The sequence below is a fragment of the Nocardioides sp. Z30_9 genome (assembly GCF_058215735.1).
Genome location: NZ_JBZAJF010000002.1, coordinates 1,175,507 through 1,196,514, shown reverse-complemented (window position 1 = coordinate 1,196,514; position 21,008 = coordinate 1,175,507). Strand labels below are relative to the sequence as shown.

Annotated in this window: 22 protein-coding genes; 1 reads left to right on the top strand and 21 read right to left on the bottom strand. The window is 69.7% G+C overall.

Annotation, left to right across the window (positions count from 1 at the left end; genetic code table 11):
* Positions 1-97: 97 nt before the first annotated feature.
* Both AC4BGB_RS16525 and murA read right to left on the bottom strand, forming a co-directional pair.
* Positions 98-2,110 carry a protein meaA gene (locus tag AC4BGB_RS16525; protein ID WP_490547977.1) on the bottom strand — a complete coding sequence of 671 codons (2,013 nt, stop codon included), beginning with the start codon at positions 2,108-2,110 and terminating at the stop codon, positions 98-100.
* Positions 2,111-2,209: 99 nt separating this feature from the next.
* The gene (gene murA / locus AC4BGB_RS16520) at positions 2,210-3,514 is read right to left on the bottom strand and encodes a UDP-N-acetylglucosamine 1-carboxyvinyltransferase (RefSeq protein ID WP_490547976.1); all 1,305 of its coding nucleotides are present in this window, start codon (positions 3,512-3,514) and stop codon (positions 2,210-2,212) included.
* Positions 3,515-3,550: 36 nt separating this feature from the next.
* Between murA and AC4BGB_RS16515 the strand changes: the two genes are divergently transcribed.
* Entirely contained in the window at positions 3,551-4,138 is a 588-nt protein-coding gene (locus AC4BGB_RS16515) for a cob(I)yrinic acid a,c-diamide adenosyltransferase (protein WP_490547975.1), read from the top strand.
* Positions 4,139-4,360: 222 nt separating this feature from the next.
* On the opposite strand, the gene AC4BGB_RS16510 is transcribed toward AC4BGB_RS16515, so the two are convergent.
* The 19 genes from AC4BGB_RS16510 to thrB all read right to left on the bottom strand — a co-directional run bounded on the left by AC4BGB_RS16510 (position 4,361) and on the right by thrB (position 21,000).
* Positions 4,361-4,801, bottom strand: a complete 441-nt coding sequence (locus AC4BGB_RS16510; protein WP_490547974.1) for a DUF2550 domain-containing protein — start codon at positions 4,799-4,801, stop codon at positions 4,361-4,363.
* Between the two features lie 132 nt (positions 4,802-4,933).
* Positions 4,934-5,329, bottom strand: a complete 396-nt coding sequence (locus AC4BGB_RS16505; RefSeq protein ID WP_490547973.1) for a F0F1 ATP synthase subunit epsilon — start codon at positions 5,327-5,329, stop codon at positions 4,934-4,936.
* Positions 5,326-6,801, bottom strand: coding sequence for a F0F1 ATP synthase subunit beta (gene atpD / locus AC4BGB_RS16500; RefSeq protein ID WP_490547972.1), 1,476 nt, complete (start codon positions 6,799-6,801; stop codon positions 5,326-5,328). Before atpD ends, AC4BGB_RS16505 begins: the two co-directional genes overlap by 4 nt.
* A 5-nt stretch (positions 6,802-6,806) precedes the next feature.
* Positions 6,807-7,745: a F0F1 ATP synthase subunit gamma gene (locus tag AC4BGB_RS16495; protein WP_490547971.1), complete on the bottom strand. Its 939-nt coding sequence runs from the start codon at positions 7,743-7,745 to the stop codon at positions 6,807-6,809.
* 6 nt (positions 7,746-7,751) lie between these two features.
* Complete coding sequence (gene atpA / locus AC4BGB_RS16490; protein ID WP_490547970.1) at positions 7,752-9,389, bottom strand: F0F1 ATP synthase subunit alpha; 1,638 nt, start codon at positions 9,387-9,389, stop codon at positions 7,752-7,754.
* A 73-nt stretch (positions 9,390-9,462) separates the two neighbouring features.
* Complete coding sequence (locus tag AC4BGB_RS16485) at positions 9,463-10,278, bottom strand: F0F1 ATP synthase subunit delta (protein ID WP_490547969.1); 816 nt, start codon at positions 10,276-10,278, stop codon at positions 9,463-9,465.
* On the bottom strand, positions 10,278-10,835 hold the full coding sequence (locus tag AC4BGB_RS16480) for a F0F1 ATP synthase subunit B (protein ID WP_490548458.1): 558 nt from the start codon (positions 10,833-10,835) through the stop codon (positions 10,278-10,280). Before AC4BGB_RS16480 ends, AC4BGB_RS16485 begins: the two co-directional genes overlap by 1 nt.
* A gap of 35 nt (positions 10,836-10,870) precedes the next feature.
* Positions 10,871-11,083 carry an ATP synthase F0 subunit C gene (gene atpE / locus AC4BGB_RS16475; RefSeq protein WP_490548457.1) on the bottom strand — a complete coding sequence of 71 codons (213 nt, stop codon included), beginning with the start codon at positions 11,081-11,083 and terminating at the stop codon, positions 10,871-10,873.
* Positions 11,084-11,189: 106 nt separating this feature from the next.
* Positions 11,190-12,017, bottom strand: coding sequence for a F0F1 ATP synthase subunit A (gene atpB / locus AC4BGB_RS16470; protein WP_490547968.1), 828 nt, complete (start codon positions 12,015-12,017; stop codon positions 11,190-11,192).
* Positions 12,014-12,313: an AtpZ/AtpI family protein gene (locus AC4BGB_RS16465; RefSeq protein WP_490547967.1), complete on the bottom strand. Its 300-nt coding sequence runs from the start codon at positions 12,311-12,313 to the stop codon at positions 12,014-12,016. The genes atpB and AC4BGB_RS16465 overlap by 4 nt, the downstream gene beginning before the upstream one ends.
* Positions 12,310-12,792 (bottom strand): Cg1360 family ATP-synthase-associated protein, encoded by a 483-nt coding sequence (locus tag AC4BGB_RS16460; RefSeq protein ID WP_490547966.1) that lies wholly within the window; start codon positions 12,790-12,792, stop codon positions 12,310-12,312. The genes AC4BGB_RS16465 and AC4BGB_RS16460 overlap by 4 nt, the downstream gene beginning before the upstream one ends.
* A 102-nt stretch (positions 12,793-12,894) precedes the next feature.
* Entirely contained in the window at positions 12,895-14,019 is a 1,125-nt protein-coding gene (locus tag AC4BGB_RS16455; protein WP_490547965.1) for an MraY family glycosyltransferase, read from the bottom strand.
* Complete coding sequence (locus AC4BGB_RS16450; protein ID WP_490547964.1) at positions 14,012-14,701, bottom strand: L-threonylcarbamoyladenylate synthase; 690 nt, start codon at positions 14,699-14,701, stop codon at positions 14,012-14,014. The genes AC4BGB_RS16455 and AC4BGB_RS16450 overlap by 8 nt, the downstream gene beginning before the upstream one ends.
* A 30-nt stretch (positions 14,702-14,731) precedes the next feature.
* Positions 14,732-15,589 (bottom strand): peptide chain release factor N(5)-glutamine methyltransferase, encoded by an 858-nt coding sequence (gene prmC / locus AC4BGB_RS16445; protein ID WP_490547963.1) that lies wholly within the window; start codon positions 15,587-15,589, stop codon positions 14,732-14,734.
* Positions 15,586-16,656 (bottom strand): peptide chain release factor 1, encoded by a 1,071-nt coding sequence (prfA, locus tag AC4BGB_RS16440; RefSeq protein ID WP_490547962.1) that lies wholly within the window; start codon positions 16,654-16,656, stop codon positions 15,586-15,588. The genes prmC and prfA overlap by 4 nt, the downstream gene beginning before the upstream one ends.
* Before the next feature lie 122 nt (positions 16,657-16,778).
* Positions 16,779-17,003 carry a 50S ribosomal protein L31 gene (gene rpmE, locus AC4BGB_RS16435; protein ID WP_490547961.1) on the bottom strand — a complete coding sequence of 75 codons (225 nt, stop codon included), beginning with the start codon at positions 17,001-17,003 and terminating at the stop codon, positions 16,779-16,781.
* Between the two features lie 178 nt (positions 17,004-17,181).
* A complete protein-coding gene (locus tag AC4BGB_RS16430) occupies positions 17,182-17,553 on the bottom strand; it encodes a response regulator transcription factor (RefSeq protein WP_490547960.1) in 372 nt (123 codons plus the stop codon).
* 77 nt (positions 17,554-17,630) lie between these two features.
* Complete coding sequence (rho, locus tag AC4BGB_RS16425; protein WP_490547959.1) at positions 17,631-19,901, bottom strand: transcription termination factor Rho; 2,271 nt, start codon at positions 19,899-19,901, stop codon at positions 17,631-17,633.
* Positions 19,902-20,088: 187 nt separating this feature from the next.
* On the bottom strand, positions 20,089-21,000 hold the full coding sequence (thrB, locus tag AC4BGB_RS16420) for a homoserine kinase (protein WP_490548456.1): 912 nt from the start codon (positions 20,998-21,000) through the stop codon (positions 20,089-20,091).
* Between the last annotated feature and the right edge of the window lie 8 nt (positions 21,001-21,008).

Below are 21,008 nucleotides of genomic sequence, written 5' to 3'. Positions count from 1 at the left end.
GCCAGCCAGCCGCACGTGACGTCCATGCGCACACTACGACGCGTGCGGCACGGATAAGGCGTTAGTTCAAGTCGCGTCCGGATTGATCCGGCATCAACTAGACCAGTTGGTGCGCATCTCGGATCGCACGCACGATACCCGCCATCGCCTGGGTCAGGGAGAAGTCCTTCGGCGTGAACACCTCGGCGACCCCCATCTCCTTGAGGAGCTTGGCGTCACGGGTGGGGATGATGCCGCCCACGATCACCGGGACGTCGGCGATCCCGGCCGCGCGCATCTGCTCCAGCACGTCGGGGACCAGCTCCATGTGCGAGCCCGACAGGATCGAGAGCCCGACGCAGTGCACGTCCTCGGCGACGGCCGCGGCGACGATCTGCTCCGGGGTCAGCCGGATGCCCTGATAGACGACCTCGAAGCCGGCGTCGCGCGCTCGCACCGCGACCTGCTCGGCGCCGTTGGAGTGACCGTCCAGGCCGGGCTTGCCCACGAGCAGGCGCAGCCGTCCACCGAGCTCCTCACCGGTCGCGCGCACCTGCTCGCGCACCTCGGTGAGCTCCTGCCCGGCCTCGGCGACACCGACGGCTCCGGAGACCCCGGTCGGGGCCCGGAACTCGCCGAACACCTCGCGCAGGGTCGCGGCCCACTCCCCCGTGGTGGCGCCCGCGCGGGCAGCGACCAGGGTGGCCTCCATCAGGTTGGCGTCGGTCTTGGCGGCCGCAGCGAGTGCCTCCAGCGCGCGGTCGACCTCGGCCTGGTCGCGCTGCTCGCGCCAGGCCTCGAGGCCGGCGATCGCGGAGCGCTCTGCCTCCGGGTCGGCCGCCTGGATGGCGGCGTCGAGGTCGGCGGTCAGCGGGGAGGGCTCAGTGGTCTCGAACCGGTTCACCCCGACCACGACGTCCTCGCCGTTCTCGATCCGCGACCGGCGGGCGGCGTGCGAGCTGACCAGCGCCTGCTTCATGTAGCCGGACTCGACCGCCGCGATGGCGCCGCCGAGTGCCTGGACGCGGTCGATCTCCGCCCGGGCCTCCTCGACCATCTCGGCCACCTTGGCCTCGATGACCTTCGAGCCCTCGAAGATGTCGTCGTACTCCAGCAGGTCGGACTCGAAGGCCAGCACCTGCTGCAGCCGCAGCGACCACTGCTGGTCCCACGGGCGGGGAAGCCCGAGGGCCTCGTTCCACGCGGGCAGCTGTACGGCGCGGGCGCGCGCGTTCTTCGACAAGGTGACGCCGAGCATCTCGAGCACGATGCGCTGGACGTTGTTCTCCGGCTGGGCCTCGGTGAGCCCGAGCGAGTTCACCTGCACGCCGTAGCGGAAGCGGCGCATCTTCTCGTCCTGGACGCCGTAGCGCTCGCGGGTGATCTCGTCCCACAGCTGCACGAAGGCGCGCATCTTGCAGGTCTCCTCGACGAAGCGGACCCCCGCGTTGACGAAGAACGAGATCCTCCCCACCGTCTTCTCGAAGTCCTCCTCGGAGACCTGCCCGGAGTCCCTCACGGTGTCGAGCACGGCGATCGCGGTGCACAGCGCGTAGGCGAGCTCCTGGGTGGGCGTCGCCCCGGCCTCCTGCAGGTGGTAGCTGCAGATGTTGATCGGGTTCCACTTGGGGATCTCTTTGACGGTGTAGGAGATCACGTCGGAGATCAGCCGCAGGGAGTGCTCGGGCGGGAACACGTAGGTCCCGCGGGAGAGGTACTCCTTGATGATGTCGTTCTGGGTGGTGCCCGCGAGCTGGTGGGCCACCTCGAGCGGCTCCATGTCGGGGTTCTGCTCCTCGGCCACCACCTGGTAGAGCGCGAGCAGCCACATCGCGGTGGCGTTGATCGTCATCGAGGTGTTCATGCCGGTCAGCGGGATGTCTGCGAACAGGCGGCGCATCTCACCGAGGTGCGGGATCGGGACCCCGACCTTGCCCACCTCTCCGCGCGAGAGCGGCGAGTCCGGGTCGTAGCCGGTCTGCGTCGGGAGGTCGAAGGCGACCGAGAGCCCGGTCTGCCCCTTCGCCAGGTTCATCCGGTAGAGCTTGTTCGACTCGACGGCCGAGGAGTGACCCGCGTAGGTGCGCATCACCCAGGGGCGGTCCTTCTCTGGCCTGGCGTTGGCGGTCATGGGGTGAGGGTAGGCCCGCAGGTGCCGCCGGGGCACGCCGTGTGGACTGTCTCACCTTGCGGCATCGGTCACACCGCGGGCGCGGCGCGCGCCGACGGGCTAGTCCGGCAGCCGGGTGACGTCGGCCCCCACAGCGGTCAGCGTCTCCGCGAACCAGGGGTACCCGCGGTCGATGTGCTGCGCCTCCGCGACCAGCGTGGTGCCCTCGGCGGCCATCCCGCCCAGCACCAGCGCGGCGCCCGCACGGATGTCGTGGGCCACCACCGGTGCACCCGAGAGCAGCGGCACTCCCCTGACCACCGCGTGGTGACCGTCGGTGCGGACGTCGGCGCCGAGCCGGGCCAGCTCCTGGGTGAACATGAACCGGGCCTCGAAGACGTTCTCGGTGATCATCGCGGTCCCCGAGGACACCGCGGCGAGCGCCATCGCGAACGGCTGCAGGTCGGTGGGGAACCCGGGGTAGGGCAGCGTGGCGACGTCGAAGGACGCCAGCCGGTCGTGGACGTGCACCGAGAACCCGGTCTCGGTGGTGTCGATCTGCGCGCCGCAGGCAGCCACCTTGTCGAGCACGATCCCGAGGTGGTCGGTGACTCCGCCCGCGATGTGCAGGTCGCCTCCCGCGATCGCGGTGGCGAAGACCCACGTCCCGGTCACGATGCGGTCGGTGACCGTGGTGTGCTCCACCGGGTGCAGCCGGTCCACCCCGTGGATCACCAGCGTCGAGGTGGACACGCCCTCGATGACGGCGCCCATCGAGACCAGCATCGTGCACAGGTCCACGATCTCCGGCTCCCGCGCGGCGTTGTCGATCGTGGTGGTGCCGGAGGCCAGCACCGCCGCCATCACGAGGTTCTCCGTCGCGCCGACCGAGGGGAAGTCGAGCCACAGCCGCGCGCCGCTGAGCCCGTCGGGGACCTCGGCGACGACCTGCCCGTGCTCGATGCGCACGACCGCGCCCAGCTCCTCGAGCCCGCGGATGTGCATGTCGAGCCCGCGCGAGCCGATCGCGTCCCCGCCGGGCAGCGTCACGCTCGCACGGCGGCACCGGGCGACCAGCGGGCCCAGGACGGAGATCGAGGCCCGGAGGCGGCGTACGAGCTCGTAGGGGGCCTCGTGCTCCAGCTCCTCGGGGACCTCGATCGTGACCTGCCCGGCGGAGGAGCCAGACGCCGCGTCCACGGCGGCCGGGTGGCGGATCTCGACCGCGCAGCCGAGCCGCTGGAGCAGCTGTCCCATCACGGTCACGTCCAGGATGTCCGGCACGTTGTGGATCACCGAGCGGCCGGGCGCCAGCAGTGCGGCCGCCATCAGCTTCAGCGCGGAGTTCTTGGCTCCACCGACGTGGACGGTCCCGGACAACGGTCGGGTGAGCGGACCCTGCGAGACCACGCGGATGCTGCCCATGCGCGCAACTGTAGTGAGGGCTTCTAGGGTGGGCGCATGGTGAACCTGACTCGCATCTACACGCGCACCGGCGACGGCGGCAGCACTCGGCTGGGCGACATGAGCGAGACCACGAAGACCGATCTCCGTCTCCAGGCGTACGCCGACGTGGACGAGACCAACGCCCACCTGGGCCTCGCGCTGGCCACCGGCGGCATCGACGAGGACGTGGTGGCCGTGCTCACGCACATCCAGAACGACCTGTTCGACGTCGGTGCGGACTTCTGCACGCCGGTGGTTCCGGACCCGGAGTACCCCCCGCTGCGGATCGAGGCCGACTACGTGGACCGCCTCGAGGCATGGTGCGACCACTACAACGAGCAGCTGCCCAACCTGCGCTCGTTCATCCTCAACGGGGGCACCGTCGCGGCCGCCAACCTGCACGTCGCCCGCACCGTGTGCCGGCGTGCAGAGCGCTCCGCCTGGGCCGCCCACGAGCAGTACGCCGACTCGATGAACGTGCTCGCGATCAAGTACCTCAACCGCCTCTCCGACCTGCTGTTCATCCTCGCCCGCCACGCCAACCGCGACCTCGGCGACGTCCTCTGGGTCCCCGGCGGCGAACGCGGCACCCCCACCCCCTAGCCCCCGCCCCCCAAACCCCGCCGACCGGGCAGAAACGTGCCGCCACAGCTCGCCGAGCGGGCAGAAACGTGCCGCCGCGGCTCGCCGAGGGGGCAGAAACGTCCGGCCTTGACGCCGACTCCGTGTCTACGACGGCACGCAGTTGCCCGGTCGACGCCGTACGACGGCACGCAATTGCCCGCTCCGCGCGCTACGGCGAGACGTAACTGCCCGGTCGGCGAGCTAGCGGGAGGGGCGGGATCCCGGGGGGCCGGCCTCGAGCCAGGAGGTGAGGCCGGTCAGCGAGCTCGGGCTCATCGCGAACTCGACGTCGCCGTGCGGGGTCGCGCAGACCACGACCACGTGGCCGGCGTACAGCGCGGACCGCTCCTGGCCACGGGGCTGGCGCTGGGAGACGAACGTGAGGTCGTTGCGGCGCCAGGAGCGCTTCGGCCTGGGCAGCGGGGAGAAGATCCGGTACCAGTCCAGGGAGTCCTCGCGGTAGCGCCCCATGCCCAGGACCCACCCGCGTCCCTCGGGCTGGCTGGTGTCGCGGACGCTGAGCTCGAAGGTGCCGCCGTGGCGCGAGAGGAACCGCCGCCGCAGCACCAGGGCGAGGCCGAACAGGGCGAGCAGGAGCAGCACGGCACCAGCTGAGTCCAACAGCCATTGCCAGAGCGGCATCGATCCTCTTTCCGGCGTCTTCGATGCGTGAAGGGCCAGCCTAGGAGATGCCCGAAATGGACCGAGGGCCGCCCCGTTTTCGGGACGGCCCTCATGGTCAGTTCCGGCTTCTCGGCAGCCGGCGCCGTGTTGCTAGGAAGCCGTCTCCGCGGCGCGCACACGCGCCTCGTGCCGGCGTACGGCGGCCAGGGCGTCGTCATCCATCTCGCCGTGCTCGCGCGCGCTCTCGAGGTCGCGGCGAGCCTTCTCGAGGTCGATCTCGTGCGCCATCTCCGCGTGCTCGGCGAGCACCGAGACCCGGTTGTGCGCGACCGAGAGGAACCCGGCGTCCACGGCCGCGATCCAGGTCTCCCCGTCGGTGGTCTGGACGTCGACGACGCCGTCCACCATCAGCGAGAGCATCGGCGCGTGGTTCGGCAGGATGCCGACGTCGCCCTCCGTGGTGCGGGCGACGACCATCTTGGCCTCGCCCGACCACACGAGCCGGTCGGCAGCGACCAGCTCGACCCGGAGAGCGTCGTCGCTCACTTGGAGTCCCCGCCGGTCTGCTTCTGGATCTCCGCCCAGCGCTTCTCGACGTCGTCGAGGCCACCGCACATGAAGAACGCCTGCTCGGCCACGTGGTCGTACTCACCGTCGGCAATCTTGTTGAACGCCTCGATGGTGTCGGCCACGGGAACCGTGGAGCCCTCGATGCCGGTGAACTGCTTGGCGACGTAGGTGTTCTGCGACAGGAACCGCTGGATGCGGCGGGCCCGGGACACGATGATCTTGTCCTCTTCGGAGAGCTCGTCGACACCGAGGATCGCGATGATGTCCTGGAGCTCCTTGTTGCGCTGCAGGATCTGCTTGATCCGGATGGCGCAGTCGTAGTGCTCCTGGCCGATGTACTGCGCGTCGAGGATCCGCGACGTCGAGGTCAGCGGGTCCACCGCCGGGTAGATACCCAGCGATGCGATCTCACGTGAGAGCTCGGTGGTCGCGTCGAGGTGCGCGAACGTCGTGGCCGGGGCCGGGTCGGTGTAGTCGTCGGCGGGCACGTAGATCGCCTGCATCGAGGTGATCGAGTGACCACGCGTCGAGGTGATCCGCTCCTGGAGCACGCCCATCTCGTCGGCGAGGTTGGGCTGGTAGCCCACCGCGGAAGGCATCCGGCCGAGCAGCGTGGAGACCTCGGAACCGGCCTGGGTGAACCGGAAGATGTTGTCGATGAAGAGCAGCACGTCCTGGTTCTGCACGTCGCGGAAGTACTCCGCCATCGTCAGCGCGGACAGCGCGACCCGCAGGCGGGTGCCCGGCGGCTCGTCCATCTGGCCGAAGACGAGGGCGGTCTGGCCGATGACGCCGGCCTCTTCCATCTCGACGATGAGGTCGTTGCCCTCACGGGTGCGCTCGCCGACACCGGCGAACACCGACACACCACCGTGGTCCTTGGCGACTCGGGCGATCATCTCCTGGATCAGCACGGTCTTGCCGACGCCGGCACCACCGAAGAGGCCGATCTTGCCGCCGAGCACGTACGGCGTGAGCAGGTCGATGACCTTGATGCCGGTCTCGAACATCTGGGTCTTGGACTCGAGCTTGTCGAAGGAGGGGGCCTTGCGGTGGATCCCCCAGCGCTCCTTGACGTCGAGCGTCTCGCCCTCCTCGAGGTTGAGGCACTCGCCGAGGGTGTTGAACACCTTGCCGAGGGTGACGTCGCCGACGGGCACCGTGATGGGGCCACCGGTGTCGCGCACCTGGGCGCCGCGGACGAGGCCGTCGGTCGGCTGCAGCGAGACGGCGCGGACCATGCCGTCACCGATGTGCAGGGCCACCTCGAGGGAGAGGATGCGCTGCTCGCCCTGCAGCTCGAACTCGACCTCGAGCTTGTTGTAGATCTCGGGGATGGAGTCGCTCGGGAACTCGACGTCCACCACGGGGCCGGTCACACGCGCGATCCGGCCGATCCCCCCGGCCGAGTCCTGGTCGTTCTTGGTCTCTTCAACAGTGGCAGTCATGTCTCTCACTCATTCCCGGCGTTGGCGTCGGCCAGCGCGTTGACGCCACCGACGATCTCGCTGATTTCCTGGGTAATGCCGGCCTGGCGGGCCTGGTTGGCAATTCGGGTGTACTTCTTGATCAGCTCGTCCGCGTTGTCCGTGGCGGACTTCATCGCCCGCTGGCGAGCGGCGAGCTCGGAGGCCGCGGCCTGGAGCATCGCGAAGAAGATCCGGCTCTGGACGTAGCGCGGCAGCAACCCGTCGAGCACCTCGGCCGCGGACGGCTCGAACTCGTAGAGCGGCAGCACGTCGGCCTCTTCGGGCTTCTCCTCGCCCTCGACGACCTCGAGCGGCAGCAGCCGAACGGCGGTCGGCTCCTGGGTGAGCATCGACTTGAAGCGCGTGTAGACCACGTGCACCTCGTCGACGCCGCGCCCGCCCTTGTCGTCCTCGCCCGGCTCCTCGTCGCTGTCGCGCAGGAACGCGGAGATCAGCGTCTCCCCCACCTCACGCGCGATGTCGTAGGTGGGCTGGTCGGAGGACCCGGTCCACGTCTTGACCACGGGGCGGTCGCGGAACTTGTAGTAGCCCTCGCCCTTGCGGCCGCAGATGTAGGTCTCGATCTCCTTGCCCTCCTCGCGGAGCTTCTCCGCAAGGCGCTCGGCCTCCTTGAGCACGCTCGAGGAGTACGCCCCGGCGAGACCCCGGTCGCTGGTCACGATGAGCACGGCGGCCCGCTTGGGGTCCTCCGGCTCCGTGGTCAGCGGGTGCTCGACGTTGGAGAAGGTCGCGACAGCGGAGACGGCACGGGTCAGCTCACGGGCGTACGGCGAAGCCGCCTGTGCCCGCTGCTGCGCCTTGATGATCCGGGACGCAGCGATGAGCTCCATGGCGCGCGTGATCTTCTTCATCGACTCGGTCGACTTGATCCGCGCGCGGTACTCACGCAGCGACAGTGCCATGTGGGGTCACCCTCGCTTCTGCTTGACGATCTGCTCCTGCTCGACGTCCTCGTCCTCGAGCGCCTCGGCCTTGGCCTCGGTGCCGGGCTTGATCGAGTTGCCCTCGGAGGTCTCGAACTGGTCGAGGAAGTCGTCGTAGGCGCTCGCGACGCCGTCCTCGTCCTCGAACTTCTGGCTCTCGCGGATGCCGTCCAGGATGCCCTCGTGCGAGCGGTGCAGGAAGTCGATGAACTCCTGCTCGAAGCGGAGCACGTCCTCGGTCGGGACCCGGTCCAGGCGTCCCGACGTACCGAGCCACAGCGAGACCGTCATGTTCTCGAGCGGGTACGGCGAGTACTGCGGCTGCTTGAGCAGGGCCATCAGGCGCTGCCCGCGGTCCAGCTGCTGGCGCGAGGCGGCGTCGAGGTCGGAGGCGAACATCGCGAACGCCTCCATGGCGCGGAACTGCGCCAGGTCGACCTTGAGCGAACCGGTGACCGACTTCATCGCCTTGGTCATCGCGGCGCCACCCACACGGGAGACGGACACACCGACGTCGATGGCCGGGCGCTGGTTGGCCGCGAACAGGTCGGACTGAAGGAAGATCTGACCGTCGGTGATGGAGATGACGTTGGTCGGGATGAACGCCGAGACGTCGTTGGCCTTGGTCTCCACGATCGGCAGACCGGTCATCGAGCCGTGGCCCAGGTCGTCGGAGAGCTTCGCGCAACGCTCGAGCAGCCGGCTGTGCAGGTAGAACACGTCACCGGGGAACGCCTCGCGGCCCGGCGGGCGGCGCAGCAGCAGCGAGACGGCGCGGTAGGCGTCGGCCTGCTTGCTCAGGTCGTCGAAGACGATCAGGACGTGCTTGCCGTCGTACATCCAGTGCTGGCCGATGGCCGAGCCGGTGTACGGCGCGAGGTACTTGAACCCGGCGCTGTCGGAGGCCGGTGCGGCGACGATGGTGGTGTACTCCAGCGCGCCGGACTCCTCGAGGGCGCCACGCACGGAGGCGATGGTCGAGCCCTTCTGGCCGATCGCGACGTAGATGCAGCGCACCTGCTTGTCCGGGTCACCGGAGTCCCAGTTCTGCTTCTGGTTGATGATCGTGTCGATCGCGATCGTCGTCTTGCCGGTCGAGCGGTCGCCGATGATCAGCTGGCGCTGGCCGCGGCCGATCGGGGTGAGCGCGTCGATCGCCTTGATGCCGGTGGCGAGGGGCTCGTGGACCGACTTGCGGGCCATCACGCCGGGGGCCTGGAGCTCGAGCGCACGACGGGTGTCGCTCTCGATGTCGCCCAGGCCGTCGATCGGGATGCCGAGCGGGTCGACGACGCGGCCCATGAACCCGTCACCGACGGGGACCGAGAGGATCTCGCCGGTACGGCGCACCTTCTGGCCCTCCTCGATGCCGGAGAAGTCACCGAGGACGACGACACCGATCTCGCGGGTGTCGAGGTTCAGGGCGATGCCGAGCGTGCCGTCCTCGAACTCGAGGAGCTCGTTGGCCATCGCCGACGGCAGACCGGACACGCGGGCGATGCCGTCGCCGGCCTCCGCGACGGTGCCGACCTCTTCCTTGCTGGATGCCTCCGGCTGGTAATCGGACACGAAGCGCTGCAGCGCGTCCCGGATCTCCTCCGGACGGATCGAAAGCTCCGTCATTTCCTTGTCCCTACTCTCTGGTGCGTCAAAGCGGTGATCTGAAGTTCTGCGGTGGTGCTGGTCAACCGGTGGCTCAGCCCGCAAGCCTGCGGCGAGCGTCGTCGAGCCTGCCAGAGACGGTGCCGTCGATGACATCGTCACCGATCTCGACGCGCATGCCACCCATGATGCCCGGGTCGACCACGACGTTGAGGTGCACGGTGCGGCCGTACTGGTTGCTCAGGGCGGCTGCGAGGCGCTGGTACTCCGCCTCGGTCATCTCCTGGGCCACGCGGACCTCGGCGACGCGCTGGCCGTGAGCCTCGGCCGCGATCTTCTGGTAGTCCTCGATGGCGACGGTCACGCTGCGGTGACTGCCCGACAACGCCTGCTCCGCGAGGCGCAGCGTGGCGTCGAGGGTCTTGCCGCCGAGGATGTTGCGCAGCAGCGTCCGCTTGTCCTCGACCGAGCGGGCCGGGTCCGAGAGGGCGGTACGCAGGTCGGCCTGCTCGTTGATCAGGTTCAGGACGGAGAACAGCTCGTCGGAGAGCCGGCCGTCGTCGTCCCCGGCCGACTTCACGACCGCGATCACACCGAGGTGGTCGAAGGCGTCGGCGAGGTCGCGGGGCCGGGCCCAGCGACGCTCCACCGCGTCCGCGACCATGTCGAGCGCTGCTCCGGACACCTTGCCGTCGAGGATCTGGCGAACCAGTCCCGACTTCGCGGACTTGTCCGTCGCGGCGTCGGTGAGCACCCGGCGCAGGCCCGGCTCGGCGCGCAGCATCGTGCTGATGCCGAACAGGTCCTCACCGAGCTGCGCGGCGTCGGACTCGCCGACGCCCTCGAGCCGGTCGCCCAGGGCGACCAGCGCGTCGGCCGACGGGCCCCGCAGGTCGGAGGAGTTCGCCATCAGCTGGCTCCGGTGGCGCTCGAGCCGGCGTCGCTCGCCTCGTTGTGCAGCTCGAGGTCCGCGAGGAACCGGTCGACCACGCGTCCGGCACGCTCGTCGTCCTCGAGGCTCTCCCCGACGATGCGACCTGCCAGTGACGTGGCCAGGGTGCCGACCTCGGCCCGCAGCGAGGCGATCGCCTGCTGGCGCTCCGACTCGATCTGGGACTTGCCGTTCTCCACGATGCGCGAGGACTCCTCTTGAGCCTGCTCACGCATCTCGGAGACGATCCGCGCACCCTGCTCGCGCGCCTCCTCGCGGATCCGCGAGGCCTCGTGACGGGCGTCGGAGAGCCGCTGCTCGAGCTCGGCGAGCTTGGCGTCGGCCTCGGCCTGCTTGGTCTCGGCGGCCTTGATCCCGCCCTCGATGGCAGACGTGCGCTCGGCGAACGTCTTCTCGAAGTTGGGCAGCACGTACTTCTTTGCGAGGAAGTAGAGGATGCCGAACACCACGATCGACAAGACGATCTCGATCGGGTGCGGGATCAGCGGGTTCAGCTCTCCCGCCAGCGGGGTCACATACATGTGCTCGGTCCTTCGTCAGGGGTCTTCGGTCAGAGCACGAACGCGAGGGCGATACCGATGATCGCGAGCGCCTCGGCAAGCGCGAAGCCCAGGAACGCGATCGTCTGGAGACGACCCTGTGCCTCAGGCTGGCGGGCGACGCCGTTGATGTAGGCGGCGAAGATCAGACCGACGCCGATACCTGGGCCGATGGCGGCCAGGCCGTAGCCGATCATGTTGAGGTTTCCGCCCTCGATAGCCATAGGAAGCACGGCTAGTTCCTTTCGATTGGTTCAACTGGTTCGTGGTATTCGGTTGTGTGCTGCGACTCCCGGCGTGGGCCGGGAAGTGTGGGGCCCGAAGGCTGGCTCAGTGCTCCTCGGCGATGGCGCCGGAGATGTAGAGCGCACTGAGCAGGGTGAACACGTAGGCCTGGAGCGCCTGGACCAGCAGCTCGAGGAACGCGATCGCGATGAACATCAGCCAGGCCACGATGCCGACCGGCTTGACGAGGCCCTCGCCGTGGATCAGCAGGTACTCACCACCGAGGGCGAAGAGGATCAGCAGGATGTGGCCGGCCAGCATGTTGGCGAAGAGTCGCAGCGCCAGCGTGAGCGGGCGGACCAGGATGTTGGAGAAGAACTCCAGCGGGATCAGCAGCGCCAGCATCGGCCCCGTGACTCCGGGCGGCACGGTCTGGTGCTTGAGGTAGGCGAAGACGCCGCCCTGCGCCTTGATGCCGGCGATGTTGTAGACCAGCCAGCTGATCAGCACCAGTCCGTAGACCAGGCCGGCGCGCGAGAACGTGGGGAACTGGATGAACGGGATCGTCGCGAACAGGTTGTTCACCAGCACGAAGAAGAACAGCGCGAACAGGAACGGCACGAACCGCATGAAGTCTTTGCTGCCGATGATGTCGCGGCCGAGCGAGTTGCGCACGAAGCCGTAGCCGAGCTCGCCGACGTACTGCATCTTCCCGGGGACCATGGCGCGCTTCGCACCGGCGGCCCGGAAGAACACCACGATCAGCACGACGCTCAGGACGAGCATCAGCATCGGCTTGGTGACGCCGAGGTACATCTCCTGACCGAGGAACGTGAACGTGTGGTCGGGCCCGACGGGGGGCAGGTTGAAGTCGCCCGGACCAGGCGGGGTGAAGCCCTCGCTCGGGGCGAGGAGCAACGGGGTGAGGCTCACTGCAACTCCTGTGTCGTGACGGTCTTCGTCGAAGCTTGTGTCTTGGTCGGGTCGGGCTCGATGTTGAACCGCCGCCAGGTCATGAAGATCCCGAGGCAGGCACCCAGCAGGATCCCGACGGCCACCAGGAACGAGGTCCCGAGCCACCGGTCTGCCAGCCAGCCGAGGATTCCGTAGAACCCCACTCCGGCCACCAGATAGCTGAAGGCCACCCAGGGGTCGCCCGTTCGGAATTCCTTGCGCCCCGGATCTTGGTGAGCCATTGCGGTGGGAGCGTAGCAGTCGCGACTGGTCACGGGGCACCCACCTCTCGCCGCTCGGGCAGCGACTCCGGGAGCTCGACGTCGTACGCCGGGACGCGTGCCCTGGCCGAGGCAGCGAGCTGCGCGACCTGCCACGTCACGGTGGCCACGATGACTCCCGTGGCCAGCCAGCCGGCAGCAAGGGTGGTGCCCAGGGCACCGGAGGACTTGAGCACCGCGAACACGGCGGCGACCAGCGCCACCTGGAGCGCGTAGGTCGTCATCGCGACCACCAGCGCGGTCTGGGGCGCCATCCGGGTCGCGGTCTCCACCACGAGCGAGCCGGCCATGAACAGGCACAGTGCGATCGAGCCGCCCACCAGGGCACCCATCGCTCCCGGGGAGCCCGCGGAGATGCCGCCGAGCACGGTGACCACGGCCCCCGCGACCAGGACGCACAGCCCCGCGACCACGAGGACCTGGGGGGTCCCTCGTCGCAGCAGCCCCGTGGCGGGGCGGGCGGTCGTCGTCATTGGCGGCCTCATCGTCGTCGTCTGGTGACCCTAACCTCGCTCGGAGGCGTTGTCATCGGGCGGGTGGCGGTGCTTGTGAAAATTAGCACAAAGTCTGGTACATCAGGAAATCGACGCCGGTCCCGGGCGCTGGACGCGCGGCAGGATGAAGGTGAGAGCCACGGTGGCGAACGTGACCGCGGCCAGCAGCGCCCACGTCAGGGCCCCGGAGTACAGGCTGACCAGCACTCCCCCGAAGGCGATCAGGCCGGCCCACAGGTACATGATCAGCACCGCTCGGCGCTGGCTGTGGCCGATCTCCAGGAGCCGGTGGTGCAGGTGCTCCTTGTCGGGCTGGTAGAACGCCTGCCCCCGGCGGGTACGACGCACCACCGCCAGCACCAGGTCGGCCAGCGGGACGATCAGGATCGAGATCGGGAGCAGGATCGGCAGCAGCATCACGAACCAGCCGTCGCCGCCGCCCTGCTCGACCGAGACGCTGGCGAACTGGCCGGTGAGGGTGAGCGCAGACCCCGAGAGCACCAGGCCCAGCAGCATCGAGCCGGAGTCGCCCATGAAGATCCGGGCGGGGAAGAAGTTGTGCGGCAGGAAGCCCGCGCAGGCCCCGCCCATCGCGGCGCACAGCATCGCGGCGGTGATCGCCAGGGTCTCCCCGTTGGCATCGGCGAGCTTGTAGGAGAACAGGAAGAACGCGATCGCGCCGATCAGCACCACTCCCCCGGCGAGCCCGTCCAGGCCGTCGACGAAGTTCACCGCGTTCACCGTGCTGACCACGAGCAGCATCGTCAGCAGCACGCCCTGGGTGGGGTCGAGCACGAACTGGCCGACACCGGGGAGGTTCAGGGAGTACATCTGCACGTCGTTGAGCACCATGAAGCCCGCGGCGAGCAGCTGGCCGCCGAGCTTGGTGAGGGCGTCCAGCTCGATCAGGTCGTCGATGACACCCACGGCGCAGATGATCGCTCCGGCGATCAGCACGATGCCGGAGTCGTGGAAGACCGTCGGCTGGGAGGTGCTCAGGAACGGGAGGTGCCGGGCGACCAGCAGCCCGGCGCCGAGACCCCCGAGCATGGCGACCCCGCCGAAGTAGGGGATCGGCGTCGCGTGCACGTCCCGGTCGCGCACCCGCGCCACGGCGCCGGACCTGACCGCCAGCTCGCGGGCGAAGACGCAGAGCAGATAGCTGACCACGCCGGCCACGAGGAAGACGAGGAGGTACTCACGCACGGCCCGGGCCAGCCTCCGGCTCCGGTCCGCCCAGCTCCAGCAGGGTGCCCAGCTCCTGGAGGACCGGTGCCAGCTCGGCGGCAGTGATCGCGCCCTCGCGCAGGATCCTGGGTGCCGTCCCGGTGCAGTCGACGATGGTCGACCCCACGGTCCCGGCGCTGGTGCCGCCGTCCAGGATCACCTCCACGGACTCCCCCAGCATCGCCTCGGCCTCGTCGGCGTCGAGCGCCGCCGGCTGGCCGGTCACGTTGGCCGAGGAGACCGCCAGCGGTCCGGTGCGGGCGAGCAGCTCGAGGGCCGCCGGGTCGTCGGGCATCCGTACGGCGACGGTCCCCCGCGCCTCACCGAGGTCCCACCTCAGCGACGGCTGCTGACGGCACACGATCGTGAGCGGGCCCGGCCAGTAGCGCTCGATCAGGCCGGTGGCCCACCCGGGCAGCTCGGTGGTGAGCGCCTCCAGGGTGGTCGTGGCGGAGATCAGCACCGGCGGCGGCATGTCGCGTCCTCGGCCCTTGGCGTCGAGGAGGCGTTGCACACCCTCGGCGTCGAAGGCGTCGACGCCGACGCCGTAGACGGTGTCGGTCGGCAGGACCACCAGCAGGCCCCGGCGTACGGCGGCCACAGCCGCGGCCAGCCCGGTCTCCCGCTCTTCTGGGTCAGCGAGGTCGTAGCGCGTGCTCACTGCACCCTCCTCGTCACCGTGTCCACGGGGTCATCGTGCCAGCCGAGCCGTGACGTAGCGCGCACGACCTGCCAGGTCGCGGTGGTCGCGGACCTCGGTCCAGCAGCCGCCGTCGAGGAACACGCCGGCTGCGGACTCGCCCTGCACGTCCGCGTGCTCGGCCCCCACCCAGCCACCCGGGCGCAGGAGCCGCCGGGCCGTCGCTTCGAGGACGCGCATGGCGTCGAGCCCGTCGTCGCCCGACCACAGCGCCAGTGCGGGGTCGTGGTCGCGGGCCTCCGGGGCCACGCTCGACCAGGCCTCGAGGGGGATGTAGGGAGGGTTGCAGGCCACCACGTCCACGGTCCCGTCGAGGTCGGCGAACGCCTCGGACATGTCCCCGAGCCGCAGGTCGACGCCGGTCGAGGCGAGGTTCCGCATCGCCCATGCGTGCGCACCGGGGTCGAGCTCGACGGCGTGGACCTGTGCCTTGGGCAGCTCGTCGTGGATGCTCAGGGCGATCGCCCCGGAGCCGCAGCACAGGTCGACCACGACGGGCTCCTCGCCGGCCTCGCGAGCCCGGTCGATGGCCCAGCCGGCGAGCAGCTCGGTCTCCGGGCGCGGGACGAAGACCCCTGGACCGACCTGGAGCTCGACGTGACGGAACGCGGCCGTCCCGGTGAGGTGCTGCAGCGGCTCCCGGTCGGCGCGACGGGCGAGCAGCTCCTCGAAGCTCGCCTGGTCCTCGGGGGCGACCGAGTCAAGCAGCGCCAGCCGGCTCCGGGTGGTGCCCAGGACGTGCGCGAGCAGCTCGGCGGCGTCGTGCTCGGGACTGGCGACCCCGGCCTCGGCGAGCCGGCGCGAGGCCTCGCGCAGCAGGTCGCGGGGCCGGCAGGTCGGTGCGCTCACTCGCCCAGGGCCTCGAGCCGGGAGGCCATGTCGGCATCCACGCAGGACCCGATCACCGCCTCCAGGTCACCGTCGAGGACGCGGTCGAGGTCGTAGGACTTGTAACCGGTGCGGTGGTCGGAGATCCGGTTCTCCGCGTAGTTGTAGGTGCGGATCCGCTCTGAGCGGTCCACGGTGCGCACCTGGGAGCGGCGGGCGTCGCTGGCCTCGGCGTTGGCCTCCTCCTCGGCGACGGCCAGGATCCGGGCCCGCAGGATGCGCATCGCCTGCTCACGGTTCTGCAGCTGGGACTTCTCGTTCTGGCAGCTGGCGACGATCCCGGTCGGCACGTGCGTGATCCGGACGGCGGAGTCGGTGGTGTTCACGCTCTGCCCGCCCGGCCCGCTGGAGCGGTAGACGTCGATGCGCAGGTCCTTGTCGTCGATCTGCACCTCGACCTGCTCGGCCTCCGGCATCACGAGGACCCCGGCTGCACTGGTGTGCACGCGTCCCTGACTCTCGGTCACCGGCACCCGCTGGACCCGGTGCACCCCGCCCTCGAACTTCAGCAGGGCGTACGGCGCCTCCCCCGGCTCGGGGGTGCCCTTGGCCTTGACGGCGACCGTCACGGACTTGTAGCCGCCGAGGTCGGACTCGGTGGCGTCCAGGATCTCGGTCGACCACCCATGGCGCTCGGCGTAGCGGCTGTACATCCGCAGCAGGTCGCCGGCGAACAGAGCGGACTCCTCGCCGCCCTCCCCGGACTTGATCTCGAGCAGGACGTCCTTGCCGTCGGAGGGCTCGCGCGGGATCAACAGGTGGCGCAGCCGCTCCTCGGCCCGGACCCGCGCCACGGCGAGCTCCTCGGCCTCCGCGGCGAACTCGGGGTCCCCGGCCAGCTCACGGGCCGCCTCGAGGTCCTCACCGAGCTGGATCCAGTCGGCGTGGGCACGCAGCACCGCGCTGAGCTCGGCGTACCGCTGACCGAGCCGTCGCGCGAGCGACTGGTCGGAGTGGACCGCGGGATCACCCAGCTTCAGCTCCAGCTCGGCATGCTCTGCTGCGAGCTGCGAGACGGCTTCGAACATCGTGGCGCTCCTGCGGTGGTGACCGTTTCACTGGGGATCCAGTGAAGATTCCGCTGCCCTGCGTGGGGACACAGGGAAGTGGTGGTCCCACCGGCGACCGGCGGGACCACCAACCCGGAGAGCTACTTCTTCTCGGCAGGAGCCTTCTTGGCGTAGCGAGCCTCGAAGCGGGCGACGCGGCCGCCGGTGTCGAGGATCTTCTGCTTGCCGGTGTAGAAGGGGTGGCAGTTGGAGCACACCTCGGAGCGGATGGAGCCGCTGGTGGAGGTGCTGCGAGTCGTGAACTTGTTGCCGCAGGTGCAGGTGACCTCGGTCGTCACGTACTCGGGGTGGATGTCCTTCTTCATGGGTTTCCTCTCGGGGTTACAGCCGCCGGGTCGCCCTCGAGATGAGGTGCGTGAACCGCCAGCCAGCGTCCAAGTGTGCCACCGAGAGCCCTCGATGGGCCAATCGGGCGACACCCCCCTCAACACGCGGGCACGCCGAGGTGTTCCCGTGCTCACGGGAACGTGGGAGTCGGGTCGCTCAGCGGGTGCGGGCGAGCACTGCGGAGACCCGCGATGCGAGCTCGCGGGGGCTGAACGGCTTGACGATGTAGTCGTCGGCGCCGGCCTCGAAGCCCTGCTCGATGTCGGACTCCTGGGCCCGGGCCGTCAGCATGATGATCGGCAGCCCCTCCATGTTGGGGTCCTGCCGCAGGGCGCGGGCGGCGTCGAGGCCGCTGACGCCCGGCATCATCACATCCAGGATCACCAGATCAGGCTTCTGCGCAGTGCACGCCTCGACGGCAGCGGCGCCGTCACCGACCGGGACGACCTCGTGCCCGCCATGACGCAGCTTGAACACGACAAGTTCGCGGATGTCCGCGTCGTCGTCCGCAATCACGATCCGAGCCATTTTGTTCCCCTCGATGTGTCAACCAGACCGGCAAGAGCATATCCACACCCGTGGCCATGCGCGGGCATATGTCCGACTCAGTCGCCCTGGCCGCCTGCTGTCGGCGTGGTCTTCTGCACCTGCATCAGGAACTCGAGGTTGTTCTGGGTCTTCTTGAGCCGCTCGAGCAGGAGCTCGAGTGCCTGCTGGCCGTCGAGACCGGAGAGCACGCGGCGCAGCTTCCAGACGATGGCCAGCTCCTCCTTGCTCATCAGGAGCTCCTCGCGGCGGGTGCCGGACTGGACGGCGTCGATGGCCGGGAAGATCCGCTTGTCGGCGAAGTCGCGACGCAGCCGGATCTCCATGTTGCCGGTGCCCTTGAACTCCTCGAAGATCACCTCGTCCATCTTCGAGCCGCTCTCGATCAGGGCGGTGGCCAGGATGGTCAGCGATCCGCCGTCCTCGATGTTGCGCGCGGCGCCGAAGAAGCGCTTGGGCGGGTACAGCGCCGCCGAGTCCACGCCGCCGGAGAGGATCCGGCCGCTCGCCGGGGCGGCGAGGTTGTAGGCGCGACCCAGGCGGGTGATGCCGTCCAGCAGCACCACGACGTCATGACCGAGCTCGACGAGGCGCTTGGCACGCTCGATGGCCAACTCGGCCACGATCGTGTGGTCGCTGGCGGGGCGGTCGAACGTCGAGCTGACCACCTCACCCTTGACCGAGCGCTCGAAGTCGGTGACCTCCTCGGGGCGCTCGTCGACGAGCACGACCATCAGGTGGCACTCGGGGTTGTTGGTCGTGATCGAGTTGGCGATCGACTGCATGATCATCGTCTTGCCCGCCTTGGACGGGGAGACGATGAGGCCGCGCTGGCCCTTGCCGATCGGCGCGGCGATGTCGATCACGCGGCCGATCAGGTTCGTCGAGGTGGTCTCGAGCCGCAGCCGCTCGGAGGGGTAGAGCGGCGTGAGCTTGCTGAACTCGACGCGGTGCTTGGCCTCCTCGGGGTCGGCCCCGTTGACGCTGTCCAGCTTCACCAGGGGGTTGTACTTCTCCTTGCGGTCCCCCTCGCGCGGCTGCCGCACCTGTCCGGTGACCGCGTCGCCTCGGCGCAGGCCGAACTTGCGCACCATCGACATCGAGACGTAGACGTCGTCGCTGCCGGGGAGGTAGCCGCTGGTACGCACGAAGGCGTAGTTGTCCATCAGGTCCAGGATGCCGGCGCACGGAGCCAGGACGTCGTCCTCGAGCACCTGCATGTCGGGCTCGTGCCGGTTGCCGCGCGGCCCGCTCGGGGCCGGGTTGCCACCGGCCGGCTGGCGGTCGTTGCGGTCGCGACCGCGACGACGGCGGTTGCGGCGGCTCCCGTCGCCCTCGTCGTCGTTGCGGTTCGCGGGGCCCTGGTTGCGGTTGCCCGCCGCCTGGTTCCGGTCGTTGCCGCGGTCGTCATTGGCCCGGTCGTTGTTCCGGTCGTTGTTCGCCCGGTCGTTGTTGGCCCGGTCGTTGTTCCGGTCGTTGTTCGCCCGGTCGTTGTTCGCCCGGTCGTTGTTCGTCCGGTCGTTGCCGCGCTCGTTGTTGCCGCGGTCGTTGTTCCGGTCGTTGTTGCCCCGGTCGCTGCGGTCGTTGTTCGCCCGGTCGTTGTTCGCCCGGTCGTTGTTCGTCCGGTCGTTGTTCGTCCGGTCGTTGTTCGCCCGGTCGTTGCCGCGCTCGTTGCGGTCGTTGTTCGCCCGGTCGTTGTTCGCCCGGTCGTTGCCGCGCTCGTTGCGGTCGTTGTTCGCCCGGTCGTTGCGGCCGTTGCGCTGCTCGCCCTGGTCGGACTCGGGCTGACGCTCGACGACAGCCCGGTTCGAGCCCTGGTTCGACTCCTGCTTCGACTGCTGGGCGTCGCCCTGACGGTCCCGCGCCGGGGCCTCGCTCGCCTGGGGAGCGTCGGTCGCCGGGGAGGTCGCCGAGGAGGTCTCCGGGGTGGTCTCCGTGGTGGCGCCGCCGTTCTCGCGCCGGCTCCTGCTGGTGCGCCGCGGCTTCGAGGGCCCGGCCTCCTGCGCTTCGCCCCGGTCGCCGCTCTGCCCGTTCGGCTGGCCGCCGGCCTGGCCGTTGGTCTGACCACCGCTCTGGCCGTTGGCCTGGCCGCTCTGGCCACCACCGCTCTGGCCACCACCACTGTGGCCACCACCGCTCTGGGCAGCCTTGATCGCCTCGATCAGCGCTCCCTTGCGCAGTCCGGTCGACTTGATGCCGAGGCCGCCGGCGAGCTGCTTGAGCTCGGGCAGCAGCATCGAGTTCAGGCCGCCACCCTTGCGGGCGCCGGACGCCGACGTCCCAGCAGCGGGAGCCCCCGTCGTGGGAGCAGTGTCGGTGGTTTCCGTCATGCGGGGGTCCTTCCCCTCGTCGGCTGTGCGGCGAGAGCCGCCAACCGAGCTGTTGCGGTGGTGACCGATACCGGCTGGGGGACTCCGGACACGCGCGTGTCGGGTTCCAGGAGGTGGTGATCGGCTGGGACGCGTCGCCAATTGTCGCTTCGGCGCTTCTCGCCGGAGGCTTGGACGTGACGCCTCGTCACATTAGCACGGTGGCACCGGGTCCACCGACGCGTTGCCGCAGCGTCCGCCATCCGGCCGGAGCGAGCTCCTCGACGGCCTCGGCGGCGCCGGTCACGAACGCCAGCACGGTGGGTCCTGCGCCCGAGACCACCGCCGGTATCCCGTGCTCCCTGAGGCGCGTCACGAGCGCGAGCGTGCCGGGCATCGCTGGTTCGCGTTGCTGCTGGTGCAGGAAGTCCTCGGTGGCTCGCAGGAGGTGCTCGGGGTGCCCGGCGAGCGCCGAGACCAGCAACGCCGCCCTGCCCGCGTTGGCCGCCGCGTCCGCGTGCGGAACGCTCTCCGGCAGCAGGCCCCGCGCCACCTCGGTGCGTACGCCGCCGGCGGGGACGAGCACCACGGCGGAGATGGCCGGGTCGATCGGGGAGCGCTGGGCCCACACCGTCTCGCCCTCCTGGCCGCTGATCACGAACCCGCCCAGCAGGGCGGGCGCGACGTTGTCGGGATGGCCCTCGATGCGCGTGGCCAGGCACAGCGCCGCCTCGTCGTCGAGCAGCGCCGCTCCCCCGTCGACCAGCGCGCGGGCCAGGACGATGCCGCCGACGATGGCGGCCGAGGAGGAGCCCAGCCCGCGACTGTGCGGGATCCGGTTGACGCAGGTCAGGCGCAGCCCCGGGGGGTTGAGCCCCAGCGCCAGGAAACCGGCCCGCATGGCGCGGACCACCAGGTGGCTCTCGTCGAGGAGGACCTCGCCGCCGCCCTCGCCCTCGACGTGGACCTCCAGGCCGTCGTCGATGACCTCGCCTTCGAGCGTGTCCACCAGCTCGAGGGCGAGGCCGAGGCAGTCGAAGCCGGGACCTAGGTTGGCGCTGGTCGCGGGCACCTCGACCACGACGGGGCCGGGCAGGAACCGTCCCCCGGGGCCCGTCATCACGCCAC

Coding starts and splice junctions, on each gene's coding strand:
- AC4BGB_RS16525 (WP_490547977.1), bottom strand. CDS start 2,110: ATGACCGCCAACGCCAGGCCAGAGAAGGACCGCCCCTGGGTGATGCGC.
- AC4BGB_RS16510 (WP_490547974.1), bottom strand. CDS start 4,801: ATGCCGCTCTGGCAATGGCTGTTGGACTCAGCTGGTGCCGTGCTGCTC.
- rho (WP_490547959.1), bottom strand. CDS start 19,901: ATGACGGAAACCACCGACACTGCTCCCACGACGGGGGCTCCCGCTGCT.
- prfA (WP_490547962.1), bottom strand. CDS start 16,656: ATGTTCGAAGCCGTCTCGCAGCTCGCAGCAGAGCATGCCGAGCTGGAG.
- AC4BGB_RS16495 (WP_490547971.1), bottom strand. CDS start 7,745: ATGGCACTGTCGCTGCGTGAGTACCGCGCGCGGATCAAGTCGACCGAG.
- AC4BGB_RS16460 (WP_490547966.1), bottom strand. CDS start 12,792: ATGACGACGACCGCCCGCCCCGCCACGGGGCTGCTGCGACGAGGGACC.
- murA (WP_490547976.1), bottom strand. CDS start 3,514: ATGGGCAGCATCCGCGTGGTCTCGCAGGGTCCGCTCACCCGACCGTTG.
- thrB (WP_490548456.1), bottom strand. CDS start 21,000: ATGACGGGCCCCGGGGGACGGTTCCTGCCCGGCCCCGTCGTGGTCGAG.
- rpmE (WP_490547961.1), bottom strand. CDS start 17,003: ATGAAGAAGGACATCCACCCCGAGTACGTGACGACCGAGGTCACCTGC.
- AC4BGB_RS16485 (WP_490547969.1), bottom strand. CDS start 10,278: ATGGCGAACTCCTCCGACCTGCGGGGCCCGTCGGCCGACGCGCTGGTC.
- atpD (WP_490547972.1), bottom strand. CDS start 6,801: ATGACTGCCACTGTTGAAGAGACCAAGAACGACCAGGACTCGGCCGGG.
- atpA (WP_490547970.1), bottom strand. CDS start 9,389: ATGACGGAGCTTTCGATCCGTCCGGAGGAGATCCGGGACGCGCTGCAG.
- AC4BGB_RS16515 (WP_490547975.1), top strand. CDS start 3,551: ATGGTGAACCTGACTCGCATCTACACGCGCACCGGCGACGGCGGCAGC.
- atpE (WP_490548457.1), bottom strand. CDS start 11,083: ATGGCTATCGAGGGCGGAAACCTCAACATGATCGGCTACGGCCTGGCC.
- AC4BGB_RS16430 (WP_490547960.1), bottom strand. CDS start 17,553: ATGGCTCGGATCGTGATTGCGGACGACGACGCGGACATCCGCGAACTT.